Origin of the sequence: Chloroflexus aurantiacus J-10-fl (genome assembly GCF_000018865.1) — a bacterium.
Classification (GTDB): domain Bacteria; phylum Chloroflexota; class Chloroflexia; order Chloroflexales; family Chloroflexaceae; genus Chloroflexus; species Chloroflexus aurantiacus.
On sequence record NC_010175.1, the window covers coordinates 3686256 to 3703199 of the forward strand.

Annotated in this window: 14 protein-coding genes and 1 pseudogene; 4 read left to right on the forward strand and 11 right to left on the reverse strand. The window is 58.2% G+C overall.

Annotated elements, in window-relative coordinates; translation table 11 throughout:
• The first annotated feature begins 11 nt into the window (after window positions 1-11).
• Both CAUR_RS14470 and CAUR_RS21920 read left to right on the forward strand, forming a co-directional pair.
• On the forward strand, window positions 12-2750 hold the full coding sequence (locus tag CAUR_RS14470; RefSeq protein ID WP_242604937.1) for an ATP-binding protein: 2739 nt from the start codon (window positions 12-14) through the stop codon (window positions 2748-2750).
• Window positions 2751-3849: 1099 nt separating this feature from the next.
• Window positions 3850-4533: pseudogene (locus CAUR_RS21920) on the forward strand (Calx-beta domain-containing protein); the annotation flags it as partial.
• A gap of 140 nt (window positions 4534-4673) precedes the next feature.
• Here the strand turns inward: CAUR_RS21920 and CAUR_RS21925 are convergent.
• Both CAUR_RS21925 and CAUR_RS14485 read right to left on the reverse strand, forming a co-directional pair.
• Window positions 4674-5099: a hypothetical protein gene (locus CAUR_RS21925; protein ID WP_012258614.1), complete on the reverse strand. Its 426-nt coding sequence runs from the start codon at window positions 5097-5099 to the stop codon at window positions 4674-4676.
• Window positions 5100-5155: 56 nt separating this feature from the next.
• Window positions 5156-8158 (reverse strand): leucine--tRNA ligase, encoded by a 3003-nt coding sequence (locus tag CAUR_RS14485; protein ID WP_012258615.1) that lies wholly within the window; start codon window positions 8156-8158, stop codon window positions 5156-5158.
• 28 nt (window positions 8159-8186) lie between these two features.
• On the opposite strand from CAUR_RS14485, the gene CAUR_RS14490 reads away from it, so the two are divergent.
• Both CAUR_RS14490 and CAUR_RS14495 read left to right on the forward strand, forming a co-directional pair.
• On the forward strand, window positions 8187-8450 hold the full coding sequence (locus CAUR_RS14490) for a hypothetical protein (protein ID WP_015909294.1): 264 nt from the start codon (window positions 8187-8189) through the stop codon (window positions 8448-8450).
• An 804-nt stretch (window positions 8451-9254) separates the two neighbouring features.
• Window positions 9255-9479, forward strand: coding sequence for a type II toxin-antitoxin system Phd/YefM family antitoxin (locus CAUR_RS14495; RefSeq protein WP_012258616.1), 225 nt, complete (start codon window positions 9255-9257; stop codon window positions 9477-9479).
• 472 nt (window positions 9480-9951) lie between these two features.
• Here the strand turns inward: CAUR_RS14495 and hypE are convergent, their stop codons facing one another.
• From hypE to CAUR_RS14545, 9 genes are all read right to left on the reverse strand, one after another.
• A complete protein-coding gene (gene hypE / locus CAUR_RS14505) occupies window positions 9952-11007 on the reverse strand; it encodes a hydrogenase expression/formation protein HypE (protein ID WP_015909296.1) in 1056 nt (351 codons plus the stop codon).
• 62 nt (window positions 11008-11069) lie between these two features.
• A complete protein-coding gene (hypD, locus tag CAUR_RS14510; protein ID WP_012258618.1) occupies window positions 11070-12185 on the reverse strand; it encodes a hydrogenase formation protein HypD in 1116 nt (371 codons plus the stop codon).
• On the reverse strand, window positions 12172-12444 hold the full coding sequence (locus CAUR_RS14515; RefSeq protein ID WP_012258619.1) for a HypC/HybG/HupF family hydrogenase formation chaperone: 273 nt from the start codon (window positions 12442-12444) through the stop codon (window positions 12172-12174). Before CAUR_RS14515 ends, hypD begins: the two co-directional genes overlap by 14 nt.
• A 93-nt stretch (window positions 12445-12537) precedes the next feature.
• Window positions 12538-13650, reverse strand: a complete 1113-nt coding sequence (locus CAUR_RS14520; RefSeq protein ID WP_012258620.1) for an NHL repeat-containing protein — start codon at window positions 13648-13650, stop codon at window positions 12538-12540.
• A complete protein-coding gene (locus tag CAUR_RS14525) occupies window positions 13647-14504 on the reverse strand; it encodes a NifU family protein (protein ID WP_015909297.1) in 858 nt (285 codons plus the stop codon). The genes CAUR_RS14520 and CAUR_RS14525 overlap by 4 nt, the downstream gene beginning before the upstream one ends.
• Before the next feature lie 13 nt (window positions 14505-14517).
• A complete protein-coding gene (locus tag CAUR_RS14530) occupies window positions 14518-14880 on the reverse strand; it encodes a hypothetical protein (RefSeq protein ID WP_012258622.1) in 363 nt (120 codons plus the stop codon).
• On the reverse strand, window positions 14852-16102 hold the full coding sequence (locus CAUR_RS14535) for a tetratricopeptide repeat protein (RefSeq protein WP_012258623.1): 1251 nt from the start codon (window positions 16100-16102) through the stop codon (window positions 14852-14854). The genes CAUR_RS14530 and CAUR_RS14535 overlap by 29 nt, the downstream gene beginning before the upstream one ends.
• The gene (locus tag CAUR_RS14540) at window positions 16099-16410 is read right to left on the reverse strand and encodes a hydrogenase maturation protease (protein WP_012258624.1); all 312 of its coding nucleotides are present in this window, start codon (window positions 16408-16410) and stop codon (window positions 16099-16101) included. The genes CAUR_RS14535 and CAUR_RS14540 overlap by 4 nt, the downstream gene beginning before the upstream one ends.
• Window positions 16391-16906, reverse strand: coding sequence for a hydrogenase maturation protease (locus tag CAUR_RS14545; RefSeq protein ID WP_012258625.1), 516 nt, complete (start codon window positions 16904-16906; stop codon window positions 16391-16393). The genes CAUR_RS14540 and CAUR_RS14545 overlap by 20 nt, the downstream gene beginning before the upstream one ends.
• Window positions 16907-16944 lie beyond the last annotated feature (38 nt).

A 16944-nucleotide genomic window follows, 5' to 3' on the forward strand; every position in this document is an offset into this window, starting at 1 on the left:
GGGGGAACGCCGTGCGGCAGGTCATCACTGTTTTACGTTCGCGTATTCTGTTTACGATCATCCTGCCTTACCTGCTCCTGATGATCATGGTGATGCTCGTCGGTTCGGGTATTGCGATGACGCTGGTAGCGGGAAGCTGGCAGGAACGATTCAATAATCAACTCGGGCAGGTTGCACGCAACTTTGCCGAAACCCTGGCTTTGCGCGAGATTAGCAATATTGCCTACCTCGGACAAATCGTGTTTACCGCAGCCAATGCCGATAGCGGTGCACCAGCGGTGGTCGACGCTATTGCCCGCCGTGATGAAGATGGGCTGGCAATTGCACTGCGCGGTTTGTGGACACTGGGTCAGAGTAACGAGAATATTTCCCCAGATCGGCTGATAGTCTTCGATTCCTCCGGCATGGCGTTGCTCGACTGGGAACGCGCGCCGGTTGGGGATGAGCCAACCCGGTATGTTGGGACAAACCTTGCCGGCTTGCCGTTGATCGAACAGGTCTTGCAAGGTGTACAGACACCGGTTGGCTCTGACGAAATTCTGGGTGATAAGTATAGTGGGTTGATTGCTTTCCAACAGGCTGATGGCAGTCAGGTTTTGCACTTCTTTACGGTAGCTCCCGTCTATGCCCGTGCCGATGATGCTGACGTGCCACAATTGCTGGGTGGTGTGCTGGTTGCGCAACGGCTCGACCGGACGCTGAACTTTTTGCAGGAGCGTAGCCAGGCTGCCTTGACCGTGTGGTTAGACAGCAATGGCGATCTCCTGGCTGCTACTGTACCAGAGAGTTTTCGCCCTCTGTTTCGTCTGAATGCGGATCAGATCGAGATGTTGGTGCGCATGAATGCGCTCGGTACCTGTCTCGACATTGGCAATCTAACCGGACGGTTGGTAACCCCTATCGAGCCGGTGCGTCTGCCGACCTGTTCGTTGTCGACCACGATCAGCGCCGGCGACTACGAATATCAACTGGTGTACGCGCCATTGTTGATAAGAGGCTCCCAAAGCGGCTATTTCGCTGTTGGACTGTCACGTGATTTTATCCTGAGCGCCTGGGCCAGCAGTCGCAACGCAGTTATCGGCGTTACTGCCGGCCTGGCATTAGCGGCGGTGATTGTTGGCTACTGGGTTGCCCGTCAAATTACCCGTCCACTCGACGAACTAGTCGCAGTAGCCGATGCGGTTAGTGCCGGCGATCTCGACCGGCGCAGTACAGTGCAGGCGGAAAATGAGTTGGGGCGGCTGGCATTCGCCTTTAACCAGATGACGGCGCATCTGTTGCATTTGTATCAGACCAGCCGTCAGCTTAACCGTGAATTGCAGATTGATGCCATTTTGCAGATTGCCACCAACAGTGCTACCGATCTCCAACCCCAAACAGAAGCTATTGCCATCGTTCCCGATACCGATGGCTGGCGCTTTCGGGTGCGCACGAATGCACCACTGAATTATGCGACGCTAACCGAACATGCGCTGACTACACTGCCGGTAAATGGTGAAACGCAACTGGTGCCCTACACCGATCCGTTGCTGGCTGCCGGTGGGGTGCAAAGTGCTCTGGTGGTGCCATTGCTTCGTGAGCAGCAGACAATTGGTGCGCTTATCTTTGCCCATCCAGAGCGAAATGCCTTTTCATCTGCCGTGCTGCCGCATTTACAGGCGATTGCCAACATGACAGTAGTGGCTTTGGTGAATGCACTGCTGTATGAAGCTGCGCAACGCGATGCCGAACAGCGCCGTGCTATTCTGGCCTCAATCAGTGATGGTGTGATTGTCAGTGACGCGCGAGGACGGATTGTATTGCTGAATCCGGCAGCCCGGCAGTTGCTGCAACCGGTGCTGCCGGCACATGCCGATCTTTCGATCCACGACCTGCCATTAACCGGTAAAGAGGCGCGTTCCGAGCTGTTTGGCCGACCAGAAGAAGTTGTTACGATTGGTCATCGCTTTCTGACCGTAGGACGAGCACCGGTATGTATGACTGATGGTACCCGGCTCGGTGAGGTGATCGTGTTGCACGATGTTACATCAGCGATCCAGATTGATCGGGCCAAGACCGATTTTATCGCCACGATTTCGCACGAGTTGCGCACACCGCTGACGATTGTTCGCGGCTACCTCGAACTGATCCTGCGGCAATCGGCATCAGCGCTCGACGCCGAGCAACGTGACATGCTGGAAGAGGTGCGCCAGAGTGCTATCCAGATGACCCATCTGGTCAATAATGCGATTATGGTCGCCAATCTCGATGCCGGCCAGATTGAGGTGCAGATCCAGCCGGTAGCACTGGCGCCGGTCATCGAAGAGGCACTGCGTCCTTATCGGGCTGTGTTGAGTGAGCGTGACATTCAGGTACTGCTCGTTCTCCCGGACGATCTGCCTCCAGTTCTGGCTGACCGTGAGTTGTTGAAGCAGGCATTGAGTCAGTTGTTCGATAATGCCCGTCGTTACGTACACCAGGGCCAGATATTGGTGAGCGCAGGGGTCGATAGTGATACACTCTGGCTGGCGATCAGTGATACCGGCCCTGGTATTCCGACCGAGATTATGGGGCGTTTGTTTACCCGCTTCCAACGGGTTGACGGGAATAATTCTGCTCAGCGTGGCGGTGGATTAGGTCTGGCAATCACACGTCAGTTGTTGGAGTTGCAGGGTGGTTCGATAACCGTGACCAGCACGCCCGGTCAGGGAAGCACCTTCACGATCCGGTTACGTTATCCGAAGGAGCGGGGACGTGTCGTCGGCGGGTAAGACACAGACAAATACCGGCCCTGACTATTTGCGCTGGCTGGTAGGAGGAGCGCTTTTGCTGGCGATCCTACCGGTATTCTGTGTCACCCAGGTGATCTTCTGGTGGCTGACCCCATACAATCAGCCGTTTATCAGTGTTAGCGCTGCACGCCTGTTGCGAGCGTATGAACCATTTCCGGCCGATCTGAGCTTCGCGCCACCGGCTGCAGATCTGCCAAATCTGGCAGCGACTGAAGTGGCACGGCGAACTCAAACCCCGACCCAGGCCGCGGCTTTCCCTTCACCGGCACCAATAATTGCTGTGCCACCGCCACCTACTCGCATCGATCCACCAACGCCAACGATTACACCAACACCGACCGCAACAGCCACCTCTAGTCCGGCTGGTGGTGGAGCACCCACATTCACGCCTACTGTCGGCAGTGGTGTGGTTCTGCCGGGGCCAACGGCCACGCCGATAGTCGTGAGCACGCCAACACCAACCCGTTCAACGACACCAACTGTTAGCTCGCCTGTGGTTGCCACTGAAACGGCGACTCCAACCACACCACCAACTGCCCGCCCAACTAATACACCGACGGCAACTGATGTACCGTTGCCAACAGCAACACCGACACAGCAACCGTTCACTCCGACAGTAACGCCAACACCGGTACCAACCGCCACAACGACACCGACGCGCCAGCCGCCACCGGTGCCAACAGCTACCTTTACGTCTACACCGACACTAACCATAACGCCCACGCCAGAACCGACTGCCACGGCAACACCGGAGCCAACCGTCACGGCAACGCCGACCACTACCCTGTCGCCAACGGTCGTGCCACGGCCAACGAATACGCCGACGGCGACGTTCACGCCGGAGCCGACGGCGACGCCCACGCCAGAACCGACTGCCACGGCAACACCGGAGCCAACCGTCACGGCAACGCCGACCACTACCCTGTCGCCAACGGTCGTGCCACGGCCAACGAATACGCCGACGGCGACGTTCACGCCGGAGCCGACCGCAACACCGACGTTCATTGCGACGCCAGTGCCGACCTCGACACCGGAGCCAACCGCAACACCAACGGAGACCCCTGTGCCTGCTGTACAGGTGCGTGTCCGGCCAATCGATCCGGTCAATGAAGGTAATCCGCCTGCGGTAACACGCCGTGATGTAGTCATCGAGCTGCTGACAGATGCTGCACTTGATGTGGAGGTGACGTACCGGGTTGAATCCGGCGGAACATACCCGGCGGGTAATCGAGATTATGGTGTTCCAGGTGGATCATCCGGTACCTTGCGGTTTGCAGCCGGATCACGGGCGGGCACAACTGCAACTGTTACCATTGAGGTGTATGGTGATGACATTGTTGAAGAGGATGAGACGATTCGTTTTCAACTCACCGGTATTACCAATGGCGAGCTGATTGATGCCGTGCAGATGTTGACGATCCGTGATGATGATACGGTCGTCGTGAGTGTTGGGCCAGCCGCCGTAGATGAAGGTAATTCGGGAGCGACAACGCAATTAGAGTTTCCGTTATCGCTCAGTACCACCAATCGTGAGCGCGATGTGCGGGTGCGTTATCGGATTGAACCAATTTCGGCGACACCCGGTCAGGACTATCAGGCGACAACACCGGCCGAACTGGTCATTCCACGCGATGATCAGAAGCCATCAATTATCGTTGTCGTTATCGGCGATGACATCCCTGAGCCGAACGAAACGCTTGAGGTGTTTTTAGAGGCAGTGAGTGGTGGTTCTGTTGGCGCAGCATCAGCCGTTGGCACGATAATTGATGATGACACCCAGAATAGTGTCTTCAAGAGTCAGTGGCCATCGTATACTCAGCGAGTGGCGTATCGCGCTGGCACATTCGTGACGCTGATACCATCGGCAGGCAGAATCGCATATTACCCGGAACGTGCTGGTGATCAATCGCTATCGTTGGGGGTGTCGGATTGGCGGGGAAAGAGAAACCAGAGACCGAATTCGAGCGCGATGGGAATGAAAGCCAGCGCAATCAGCGGTGGCCAGATGGGGCTGAGCGCAAAGTAGAGGGCAAGGGGTGGAATTGCCAGAATAAGTGCAAAGACGGTCATCGCCAGGTTTCCCCACCCAACCGCAGCCACGACCCCGAAGACGGTTAGAACGACGATCACGGCATCGCTACAGGTTGCCAGGGCCGGACGGTTGTAGCAACTGTTGAGTGCTGAGGGCACCGCAATGTCAAACATGACCCCCTGTAGCTCAAAAAAGGTAGGGAGGAAGATGCGGCGCAGCCAGAAGAGCAGTGCGCCGAGCGCAATGACAAGATAGGCGCGAACGACGCGGTGAGTCAGGATTGGTGGCAGATTCATATCCAGATCAGGGAGAGCCGTTGCCGGGCAGCGGCTCTCCTCCTCTATCCTGCAACCTATGCGCCAACGACGATATTTACCAGGCGCCGGGGTACAACGATCACGTTTTGGATCGGCTTGCTGTTAATAAACTGCTGTACCCGTTCGTTATTTAGTGCCAGCTCACGGAGTTGCGCTTCATCGAGATCGACCGGTACGGTCAATTTTCCACGCACTTTGCCGTTCACCTGCACCACAATCTCGACCTCTTCCTCGGCGGCGACTGCCGGATCGGCAACCGGCCAGCGTTGCTGGTGGATACTGTAGGGTTTGCCGAGGCGTGCCCACAGCTCCTCGCTGATATGCGGTGTGATCGGTGCCATCAGCAGCAGCAACGTCTCAATCGCCTCTTGCCATGCCGGTGTTCCGGACAGACCGGCATCACGGGCGCGATAGAGGGTATTGGTGAATTCCATCAGCGCCGCGACCATCGTATTGAACTTAAAGTTCAGAATATCGTTTTCCACGCGCTGAATGGTCTGATGGGTCACCCGCCGCAGTTGCCGTTCGTTCATGACCGCACTGGTTTGACCACGTTCAGCCGTTGGGGAGAGCACAATGCGCCAGACCCGGTCGAGCCACCGTTTTACGCCGGGTACACCATCGGTACTCCAGGGCACCGAAAGCTCGAAGTCTGAAATGAAGGCTTCGTAGCCGCGCAGGGCATCGGCACCGTGTTCGGCAACCACCTCATCGGGTGTAATTACGTTGCCCTTCGACTTCGACATCTTTTCGATCACGATCTCGCCGTTCACCTCACGTGGTGGGGCCAGGATCAGACCTTGATTGCGCAGGCGGGTGAATGGCTCAAAGAAATTCACCACACCGAGATCGTAGAGCACCTTCGTCCAGAAGCGGGCGTAAAGCAGGTGCATGACAGCGTGTTCAGCACCGCCGACGTACATATCAACCGGCAACCAGTAATTGAGCGCTTCCGGGCTGGCCAGGGCCTGATCGTTGTGGTTGTCGGCGAAGCGCAGGAAGTACCACGACGAACAGGCAAACGTACCCATTGTATCCGTCTCCCGACGACCGCGGCTGCCATCGGGGAGAGTGACGTTGACCCATTCGTCGATTAGCGCCAGTGGTGACTCGCCGGTAGCGGTTGGCTCGTAGCTCTCGACGTTCGGCAGCGTGAGCGGCAAATCCTGATCATCCAGCGCAATTTCAAGCCCATCTTCACGGTGAATGATCGGGATGGGTGTACCCCAGTAGCGCTGGCGGCTGATCAGCCAGTCCCGCATCTTGTAGTTGGTACGACCTTTGCCGATGCGTTGCTGTTCGAGGTAGGCAATGGCCTGCTCTACCGCCTGATCTGCCGGTACGCCGTTGATCGGGCCAGAGTGGATCGGTACGCCATACTCGTCGTGATACACGAGATCGCGGTAGGCGGCGATACTATGCAGATAGGCCATCGCCGTTGGCAGATGGGGATTACCGGTTCCCTCGCGCAACCGTGCTGTAATGCGCTCATCGGCGGCTATTGACTCAAGAGCGATGACTTCATCGGGGAAGATGAAAAGCCAGCCCGATCCAACCACCTCGGTCCAGCCTGAACGCAAGCGAGGCTGGATCAACGCGGCATACTCAGCAACGCGATCAGCGGTCAATTCGACCAGCAGATCGCCATTGTCTTGCGGGGTGACGGTAAAGCCCGCGGCCTGCAATGCCGCTGCCGTATCATCAGTCACAGTACCGGCGCGCACCAGAGAACGTGCCGCCTGATCAGAACGGGCAATAACCGGAATAATCGGCAGCCCATACGTGATCGCAAAGGCGAAGTCGCGCTCGTCGTGGGCCGGTACCGCCATAATGGCACCGGTGCCGTACCCCATTAATACGTAATCGGCGATCCAGATCGGAATGCGGACCCCATTTACCGGATTGATCGCGTAGCTACCAGTCCAGACACCGGTTTTTTCCTTCTCTTCTGCAACTGCCGTTGTTGTGGGGCGATTACGAGCCTGCGCAATATACGCTTCGACCTGTTCACGCTGCGCATCCGTCGTCAGCTTCGCGACCAGCGGATGTTCGGGCGAGAGCACCATGAAGGTGGCACCCCACAGCGTGTCAGGACGAGTCGTGAACACGATGATGGGATCGCCGGCTTCGGTGTGGAAGACGACCTCGGCACCACGCGAGCGCCCGATCCAGTTGCGCTGCATGGTGACGATCTTCGCCGGCCAGTCGACTGTGTCCAGATCGCGATCCAGACGGTCGGCGTAAGCCGTAATGCGGAAAAACCATTGTTTGAGCACCTTGCGCTCAACTTTGGCGCCGCTCCGCCATGCCGTTCCGTCGGGCAAGACCTCTTCATTGGCCAGCACGGTCTTATCCACCGGGTCCCAGTTAACAACGGCTTCGCTGCGGTAGGCCAGCCGAAAACGGCGCAGAATCTCTTGCCGTTGCAAGGGCGTGGCCTGGCGCCATTCTTCCGCTGTGACCTGGGGTTCGGTGAGTGGCAGATCAAGACGGCTGGTGCCATATTCGGCCAGTTCAGCTTCCAGCTCGTGAATGGGACGCGCCTTATCAACCCGTCGGTCGTACCAGGAGTGGTAGAGGCGCAGGAAAATCCACTGTGTCCAGTGATAGTAATCGGGTTCGGAAGACGTAATTTCACGGTCCCAGTCGTAACTGAGGCCGAGCATATTCATCTGTCGTTTGTAGTTGGCGCTGTAGCGGCGGGTCAATACCGCCGGATTGGTTTTGGTCTTAATCGCGGCATTTTCGGTTGGCAGGCCAAAGGCATCCCACCCCATCGGATGCAAGACGTTGTAGCCGCGCATGCGGTAGTAGCGTGCGACGACATCGGTTGGGACGTAATTACGGCAGTGCCCGACGCTCAGACCATCGCCACTGGGATAGGGGTAGAAATCAAGCACATAATATTTTGGTTTGGCGGGATCAATTGGTGGTGTGCGGTACAGTTGGTCGGCAGCCCAACGGTTCTGCCATTTGGTCTCAATTGCGGCAGGATCGTAGCGTTCAATCGGAGTTTTTTCTACTTTGACGTCGCTCATACGGTGTGATACCTCCAGAGGTGAGCAAATGAAGACGGAACAAACACAAATGCTGATGGCAACAAAGGTCATCAAGGCTGGGGTCTGCCATATGCTCACCTCCTTCCGCTACAAGTTTCGATCATTAGAGCGTGCAGATATTGGTTGCATTATAGCATCATCTGAAGATTTGGCGCAAAAAAGTGATTGCCGGGAGGGGGCACTACAGGGGCACAGAGGGTGGTATCGTATCACATCTGGTGTCATAGCGTTCATGACCTGTGATCCGACGATCATCCTGCACCATCCCTGAGTGCGGAAGTGCCGAACCAGTGTTCCTGCTCCGCACGCAGTGGGATCGCGTTTCGGAGACAATACTGTTGCCAGCCAGAGGCACCCGCGTCGCACGCCAAACTATGCGTTGTGGGTCATCCGGTTGGGAAACTATATCCATTGCGTACATTACATGGGTTCTGGTCGTTCACGCCCAGAAGAGTACGCTACGTATTCCGTTATGCCACTACTGTCGCACACCGGCGGCGTTCACCGTTCGATGCCCTTCACCCACTACCATAGCGCAGCCAGAACATCAACATACACGTACAGCCGACGATCACCTCCACCGTATCCCTAACGGCGCGAACAGAGTCAACCGTGCCGGGTTTTCGACAGCTAAAACGCAGGTCTGCCGGGGTCTGGGTTGAGATAGTGGTGGAGATATAGATGTACTCTCGGAGCCCGACAGGCGCCTATCGCATTAGGGTGATGTTTGTTGCAGAGTATAACGCTTTTCCGATACGGATGGAAGCGTGTTTCAGGCGGATGGTGGCGTACATCCAGGCGAGGGTTTAGGATGATGTTTGCAAGATCGCCTCTTGACGATGAGAGCAGTAGCGTGATATGTTGAAGCAGGAAACGCAAGGGATATGGTTGGCACTGGTATTCTCTACGTCGCTTAACCGGTGGCATGATACAGAACCATGCTGCACAATACAACCATATGGATGTCCTGGTGTAATCTGGCCAGGTATCCTGGTCGGCATACCAGATGGAAGCCGCCTAAATCATAGTCAGCGAGTGTAACGTGTCCACCAAACGGCTCAAAGGAGAAAGGTGCATGCTGACTAAACAAATAGATGTAAAGGAAGTCCAGACGCGATTACAAGAGTTGCTTGCTCAGATCGCCTTAGGGGAAGAGTGGATCCTCACTGATGGAAACAAACCCATTGCCCGCCTTGTGCCTATAGCTTCTCGGGTGGCGGGTTTACACGCAGGAGCTACGTGGACGAGTTTCGACTTCGATGACCCCTTGGCTGACGAGTTCTGGATGGGCAGCGCATGAAGTTGCTTTTGGACACGCATACGTTTATCTGGTGGGATAGCGCACCTGCCAAACTTTCGCCCCAGGCTTTGACACTTTGTGTAAACGTTGTGTTCGATCATCTGTCCTGGCCGTCCGTGAATGCTGCCAGGGGCGGGAGCTTGCTCTTGGCTCCTCCCTTCAGCACTGGTACCGGCACCATGCGCGCCGGAGGCGCGCGCTCCCAGCTCCCGGCTGGGGAGCACGCCCGTCATCACGCCCCCGACCCGCTCCGGCACGCGGACAATGCAGTATTCGAGTTATGGGTAATGCATAGCCCAGCGGGGGCGGGTGGCGGAAGCTGGCGCTCCAACGCGAGCCGGAGGCTCGCGCTGCCAGGATGGAGGCAGGATTTCTATACCATTTGATTTGGTGTCATTGATATAAAGAAGCAGGCGAAGGCATTGCCTTCACCTGCCCCATCCGGCGATCTTCTGTATCGCAGCCAATGCGCTCAACAAATGCGTGGCAGTTGCTCGCCGATCAAGGTGTCAACGACGCGCGTGCCACCAATGCCGGTGCGGGCAACCACGACGCCGGGATGATCGGCGGTTGCATAGCCGATCAGGGCAGCCTCGCGCCCCAATGGATGTGATCGCATGACGCTCAGCAGGTGTTCGGCATCACTGCGTTCGACGAAGGTAATCAGTTTGCCTTCGTTGGCAATGTGTAATGGATCCATACCGAGTAACTCGCAGGCGGCCTGGACTGCGGGTGGAATGGGAATGTCACGTTCGACAATCTCAACTCCGATCCCGGCGGTTTGGGCAATTTCGTTGAGTGCTGCCGCAACGCCACCCCGTGTCGGATCGCGGAGTGTGTGAATGCGTGCGCCACTGGCAATCATTGTGCGTACCAGATCGTGCAGGGCAGCCGTGTCGGAGACGACCGGGGCGCCGAATTCAATCCCTTCGCGCACGCTCAGGATGGCGACACCGTGCACGCCAATGGCTCCGCTGACAATGATCGCATCACCGGGACGGGCCTGTTCCGGGCCAATCGTTACGCCTGCCGGAATGAGGCCGAAACCGGTTGTCGTGATGTAGACTCCATCACCGTGACCACGGTCAACAACTTTGGTGTCGCCGGCAATCAGGGTGACGCCGGCCTGACGGGCGGCACGTCCCATGCTCTCGGCAATTACGCCGAGTTGCGACAGTGGCATGCCCTCTTCCAGAATGAAGCTAGCGGTCAGCGCCAGGGGCTGCGCTCCCATCATGGCAATGTCGTTGATCGTGCCGTTGACGGCCAGTTCGCCGATGTTGCCCCCTGGAAAGAAAAGCGGTCGCACGACGAAGCTGTCGGTGGAGATGGCCAGACGGCTATTGCCAATCTCGGTGATGGCCGCGTCGGCCAGTGGGCGAGCAGGTTGACCAAAGGCCGGCAGGAAGAGATGATTGATCAGTTCGGCGGAGAGCTTACCGCCGGCACCGTGGCCCATCACAACTGTCGGGTAGTCGCGCAGTGGTGCCGGGCATGTCCAGCCGCTGAAGTCGAGTGGTTCGTGCATAGGCATTGTCCGCTATGGTTTCTGTGTACTATGGCGATCAGCGTATCGTGATGCCGGTAGCGTTAGCCGGTCACGCCAACCTGGTTAACCGGAATGAAGCGTCCGTACTGGTAGTACGCCGCGCAGGCGCCTTCACTTGAGACCATGGTCGCGCCGAGCGGGGTGCGGGGCGTACACTCCTTGCCAAATGCCGGGCACTGGTTGGGTTTCAGGCGTCCCTGCAATACCTCACCACTCCGGCATAGTGCCGACTCGGTGGTCTGGATGTCGCTGACATCGAAGCGCTGTTCAGCATCGAAAGCGGCGTACCGCTCGCTCAACTTCCAGCCACTGCGGGGAATAACCCCGATCCCGCGCCATGCCCGGTCGGTGACGGTGAAAACGTCGGCCAGCATCTGTTTGGCGGCCACGTTGCCTTCTGGGCGCACGGCCCGCTCATAGGCATTGTCAAGCTCTGCTTTGCCCTGTTCGAGCTGAAGAATGACGCGGCGAATACCCTCTAACACATCGAGTGGCTCGAAGCCGGTGACCACAATCGGTACGCGGTACTGTTCGACGAGTGGGCGGTACTCATCCGTTCCCATCACACTACAGACATGACCGGCGGCCAGAAATCCCTGGACGCGGTTAGAAGGCGATTCCATAATCGCCCGGATCGCCGGTGGCACCAGCACGTGAGATACCAGCAGCGAGAAGTTCTTCAGGCCGAGGCGGGCCGCCTGGTAGACGGCCATCGCATTGGCGGGGGCAGTTGTCTCGAAGCCGATGGCAAAAAAGACGACTTCACGGTCGGGGTTTTGTTGGGCCAGTTTGACGGCATCGAGCGGCGAGTAGACAACACGCACATCGCCACCTTCGCTCTTGACCCGAAAGAGGTCTTTGCGACTACCGGGCACGCGCAGCATGTCGCCGAATGAACAGAAGATGACACCGGGCCGTGCTGCAATCGCTAACGCCTTATCGATAATCTCCAGCGGTGTGACGCAGACCGGGCAGCCGGGGCCGTGGATCAGTTCAATCTCTGGCGGCAAGAGCTGGTCGATGCCGTTGCGAATGATTGAGTGCGTTTGACCGCCGCAAACCTCCATAATCGCCCAGGGGCGGGTGGTGATGCGTCGAATCTGATCGAACATGCGGCGGGCCAGTTCAGGATCACGAAATTCATCAAGATACTTCATGCTGATCCTCCGCTGTCGGATTTAGCTCCTCTTCGAGCACACCGAGCGATTGGAAGAGGGCCAGCGTTTCGCGGGCTGACTCCTCGTCGAGACGGGTGATGGCAAATCCAACATGCACAATGGTGTAATCGCCGACCTGCAATTCGGGCAGGTAGGCCAGGCAGACCTCTTTGACGATGCCGTTGAAGTCGACTTTGCCCATCCGGGTGAGGCCGTTGTCGTAAATCTCGATGATTCGACCGGGTATGCCAAGACACATACGATCATTCCTTTCACATATCGTCAGACAGGAGTCGTGCGATTTTTGCTATTCACAACCTTCTCCTGGGGTGGCCGAAGGTATTGCCTTTGCCTACCCATCCGCCCATTGCCCGATGATGATTCGATTATTCCCCGAATCGGCGATGGCCAGCCACTGCTGGTGCGCACACAGGCCGTAGGGCCAGCAGAGGGTGTCGGGAGCGATGGCTTGCCAGCGGTTTTCCCCACTACCGGCAAAGTCGGCCTGGCCGAAGACGGCCTGGGCCGGAAGCCCGGCCCCGTGACGCGGGAGAGGTTGCCAGACCAGGAGCCGATTGTTTGCCGTATCGGCTACGCATAGTCGATCCGCAGTACAGGCAACTGCGTAGGGAAAGCGGAGGCGATGCGCTCCCTGGGGTACGTGTGGTTGTTCAAACGCGCTTTGCATATCGGTTTGCCCCAAGACCAGATCGGCCGGTCGGTCATCGGTTGGTGGTGGTGTCCAGGCTAAAACGCGGTGATTCCCGGCATCGGCAACGTAGAGCGTGGTGCCATCGCCGGCCAGGGCGTGCGGCCAGCGAAAGCTGTGCGCCGTCGGCGGGCCACCACGATTTTCCGCATTGCTCCATCCATCCGGTTGCCCCAGAATCAGATCGGGCGGTTGAGTGGGTTCTGGTAATCCGCGCCATCCCAACACCCGGCGATTGCCGGTATCTGCAATATAAAACCAGCCCGCGATCCATGCTACTCCATACGGCCAGTACAGTGTCGTAGGCCCAACTGCGCCACCACGGTTTGGCTCAATCTCAAGCAGGTTAGCCTGGCCGATGACACTGTCGGGTGGTGTGTCGGATCGTTCGGGAAATCGATGCCAACATAATACACGATGATGCCAGGCATCGGCAAGGTAGAGTCGCCCTTCAGCTACCGTGACTCCGGTTGGCACGTGAAATCCGTTGGCCGGGCCACGTCCGGCTGCACGCGGCCCTTCGTGCGTGAAGTCGGGCTGCCCAAGCACGAGATCGGCGGGTTGATGATCGCGCACCGGGAGCTGTTGCCAGATCAATACCCGATGATTGCCGGTGTCAACGGCGATCAGGCGCTGCTGGTCGAGATAGACACCACGTGGCGCATAGAGATTTGTCGGCGCGGCGTCTGCTGCCGGTAACGCCAGTCCGCCTGGTGCCGGTGCTCCCAGCCAGCGCATCGTTTGCAGCGTGATCATAATGGTCGTACCCAGATCATCCCATCCACCACCCGCAACGGAAACGGTTCGAGTTGGGCCTGGGGCGCAGTCAGACATTCACCACTGGTCACGTCGAAGCAAAAGCCGTGCCATGGGCAGGTGAGGGTGCCGTTGGCGGGATCGAGGACACCGCCGTCGAGCGGGCGACCCTGATGAGCGCATGCGTTGCGGTAAGCGCTTAAACGATTCTCCAGATTGACAATCAGCACGCTGGTCTGGTCGGTGGTGAAACTGATCATTTGCCCTGGTGGAACGGCAGTGACTGCCGGTCCCTGCACCCATCCTTTTGCCGGATCGGGATGGGTTTGGGCTTCAGCGCGTAACATAGCCGGTGCTGGCTGATCGTTTACCACTTCGAGACGAGTGATCTCCGGCACTTCGCGCAAGAGTACCTCTTCGACGTGTTTGCGCAGGGTAAATGCCGACAGCGAGCAGCCATTGCACGAACCATGCAGGCGCAGGTAGGCCACCCCATCGCGAACATCAATCAGCTCGGCATCACCGCCGTGTGACTGCATATAGGGGCGGGCGCTATCGAGCACGCGGCGGGCGCGGGTGATGGGATCGGCGCGCACGATACCGTGCATCAGCAGCATGGCGTACACGGCGGGATCGGCAACCAGTTCGAGCAGCAACTCTTTGCCGCGTGGATCGTGCTTCAGATGGCGAACCATCGTCGTGAGCGCCAGTTTGTGAAATGCCTCGATGGCCTGTTTTAGCTCAAGCGCAACGGTCTGAGCCGCAGGTTCCAGACCGGCTACAGCCGCGACTGCGGCATCAACCCGCGCTGCGATCTGTTCAAGGTCATCAGTAGCAGGAAGTTGTTGGGTCATACCCGTCTCATCTCTAGCCGGCATAGCCAATCATCTGTTCGAGCACTTCTTCGCTACGCATGGCCAGCAATTCGGCGAACGCCTGTCTGGCCATCGTTTGCAATATTGAGTCGATTGTTCCGGCGGGCGGTGGGGTAATTGTGCGCTGAGCCAATCCTTGCAGCACGAAACACGCGCCGGCAACGTTGTCGAGCAAAAAGTCTTGAAAGATCGCAGCCACAAACCGGTCGAGCCAGATGCCTTCCCCCTGGGGATCGCTGCGTAAGCGCATAAGGGCATTTTCTGCGCCGGCACACCGCTGCACAATGCGTTCGACGAAGTGATCGACCGCCGTCATCAAGAGAAGATCAAACTGTTGGCGTTGATAGGCTTCCATAATTTCCCTGAGCTTCACAGATGGCGATGTTGGCCAGTAGTTCACGCACCGTCGCCAGGGCCGTCTCGTCGCCGAGTTGATCGAATAGTGCTGCGGCTGCGTTGAGTCGCTCGCGGGCTTCGGCAAAGACGCCGAGGTGAGCAAGGGCATTGCCCAGATTGGCCAGAATACGGGCATACCCACCCGGATCGGTCGCCGGATCGCGCCGACGAAGCAGGTCTTCGTAAATGGCAACGGCTTCGAGCAGGTGATCGGCAGGGCGGGCGGAGTGGACATATTGCAGCGCATTCGCCAGATTCAGGCGGGCGCTCGTCCATTCCTGGGGATGTTGATCGGGATCGTAGATGCTCAGCGCGGCGCGTAGCGCCTGGACAGCAATCGCTCCCCGGAGCCGGTCTCCGGCATCGGTCATCGGCATCGCCAGGTACGCCAGGGCCAGATTGTTCTGGATGAATGCAAACTCAAGCGGATGGGTCTCGCGCTGGAAGAAGCGGAGTGCCTCTTGATAACAACGGACTGCGGCCTGGAGGGGGCCGCGTTGCCCGCCGGCGTACTCTTGCAGGATTTGCCCCAATTGCAGCGCGGCACGGGCGCGCATATCGGAACCGCCTTCAGCCGGAATCAGGTCGAGCGCCTGTTGCAGCCAGCGCGTGATCAGCGATACGTCACCACCGGTTTGCATCGCCAGTTCAGCCCGGTTGAGGTAAATCTGTCCCGCCAGCGTCGGTGAGACCGGCGTAGCCGCAGCAATGGCGTCGGCAAAGTAATGGTCGGCAGCAGTCGGTTCGCCGCGCTCAATCGCTGCCGCTGCGTGGGCAATCAGACAGAGCGCCCGAATTTCGCCGGTGGCCTGATCGAGTGGTGGCGGTTCCTGGCGCTGACCCATGGTAAACGCTGCGACATCGTGCAAACAGGCCAGTTCGCCGTCGAGCATGATGTGCAGCGCCAGATGATCGATGTGGGAACCGGTCAAGACATAGCGATTGTAGATGGCAAGTGGCTCTGGCGACGACGGTAAGGTTTCGAGGGCTGCCGTGATATTTCCGTCCAGCGCGTGGGCGTAGAATTGCCAGGCTTGCGGCCATTCAGTGGGAGTGGTACCACGGAGCAGAGCTGCCAGGGCGGTTGTCGCGCATGGTTCGTCGGTTGGCGGCAGGACGAGGTAGCCGGCCGGTAAGGCAAAAATACCGAGTGGTTGGGGCCGAATGGCAAGCTGGTTCATACGGTCTCCTCGGCTACTGGTTGCAACGACATCCGCAAGACCCCGTTGGTAGCATCCCAAACGGCAGACCGGTAACCGGGTGGTGTTGCCGGGGGCAATGCTTCCCAGATCAGCACACTGCGATCACCACGGGCGTTGCGTTGTTTGAGCAGCAAGCCACCCGCAGCCGGACCCCGTAACGGCACCAACCAGATTTCGTCGGCCTGGGGAAGGACAACCAGCAAATCGGTCGGAAAGTAGCGTTGGGCCAGGGCTGCGGGTAGATGCAGATAGCCCTGCGCGGTTAATTCAAGCTGCCAGGTCTCCATTGTGTTGTTCATCAATTGCGTGTCCAGGGTACGGCTGCCACGGGTTGTGGCTGAGATGACGGGCCAGGTCTTCCATGCGGGCTGCCACAGCCGGACTGAGCGGAGCGCCAATTGTGAAATCGGCCCCTTCGATCAAATAGACCTGCACCGAACGGGGATACTCGTCTTTGAGTAACCAGCGCCCGAACGCCAGTGCATGATCCCAGCGAAAGGCGTGCAGATTGATCCCGCTGAGAGGTGGCAGGTGTTCAACGACAGACCCCGGTACGTAATAGATCGTGCCGGGGTCGGCGCCGGTGCGGGCAGCGTCAACCAGAATGATTGTCTCGACGCCGCGCATACGGAAGGCAACATCCATCCCGCTGGTACCGGCATCGGCGACACCGACGCCGGGTGGTAACCCCAGTTCCAGCACTCGCCGCACCAGCACCGGCCCGACGGCATCATCGCCGCGCAGCAGATTGCCACACCCGATTATCAGCAACTGTTCAGCCATACCGTGATCGTACCTGTTCAGATATTGCCAGCACGAAC

Coding starts and splice junctions, on each gene's coding strand:
- CAUR_RS21925 (WP_012258614.1), bottom strand. CDS start 5,099: ATGAATCTGCCACCAATCCTGACTCACCGCGTCGTTCGCGCCTATCTT.
- CAUR_RS14485 (WP_012258615.1), bottom strand. CDS start 8,158: ATGAGCGACGTCAAAGTAGAAAAAACTCCGATTGAACGCTACGATCCT.
- CAUR_RS14490 (WP_015909294.1), top strand. CDS start 8,187: ATGAAGACGGAACAAACACAAATGCTGATGGCAACAAAGGTCATCAAG.
- CAUR_RS14495 (WP_012258616.1), top strand. CDS start 9,255: ATGCTGACTAAACAAATAGATGTAAAGGAAGTCCAGACGCGATTACAA.
- hypE (WP_015909296.1), bottom strand. CDS start 11,007: ATGCACGAACCACTCGACTTCAGCGGCTGGACATGCCCGGCACCACTG.
- hypD (WP_012258618.1), bottom strand. CDS start 12,185: ATGAAGTATCTTGATGAATTTCGTGATCCTGAACTGGCCCGCCGCATG.
- CAUR_RS14515 (WP_012258619.1), bottom strand. CDS start 12,444: ATGTGTCTTGGCATACCCGGTCGAATCATCGAGATTTACGACAACGGC.
- CAUR_RS14520 (WP_012258620.1), bottom strand. CDS start 13,650: ATGATCACGCTGCAAACGATGCGCTGGCTGGGAGCACCGGCACCAGGC.
- CAUR_RS14525 (WP_015909297.1), bottom strand. CDS start 14,504: ATGACCCAACAACTTCCTGCTACTGATGACCTTGAACAGATCGCAGCG.
- CAUR_RS14530 (WP_012258622.1), bottom strand. CDS start 14,880: ATGGAAGCCTATCAACGCCAACAGTTTGATCTTCTCTTGATGACGGCG.
- CAUR_RS14535 (WP_012258623.1), bottom strand. CDS start 16,102: ATGAACCAGCTTGCCATTCGGCCCCAACCACTCGGTATTTTTGCCTTA.
- CAUR_RS14540 (WP_012258624.1), bottom strand. CDS start 16,410: ATGGAGACCTGGCAGCTTGAATTAACCGCGCAGGGCTATCTGCATCTA.
- CAUR_RS14545 (WP_012258625.1), bottom strand. CDS start 16,906: ATGGCTGAACAGTTGCTGATAATCGGGTGTGGCAATCTGCTGCGCGGC.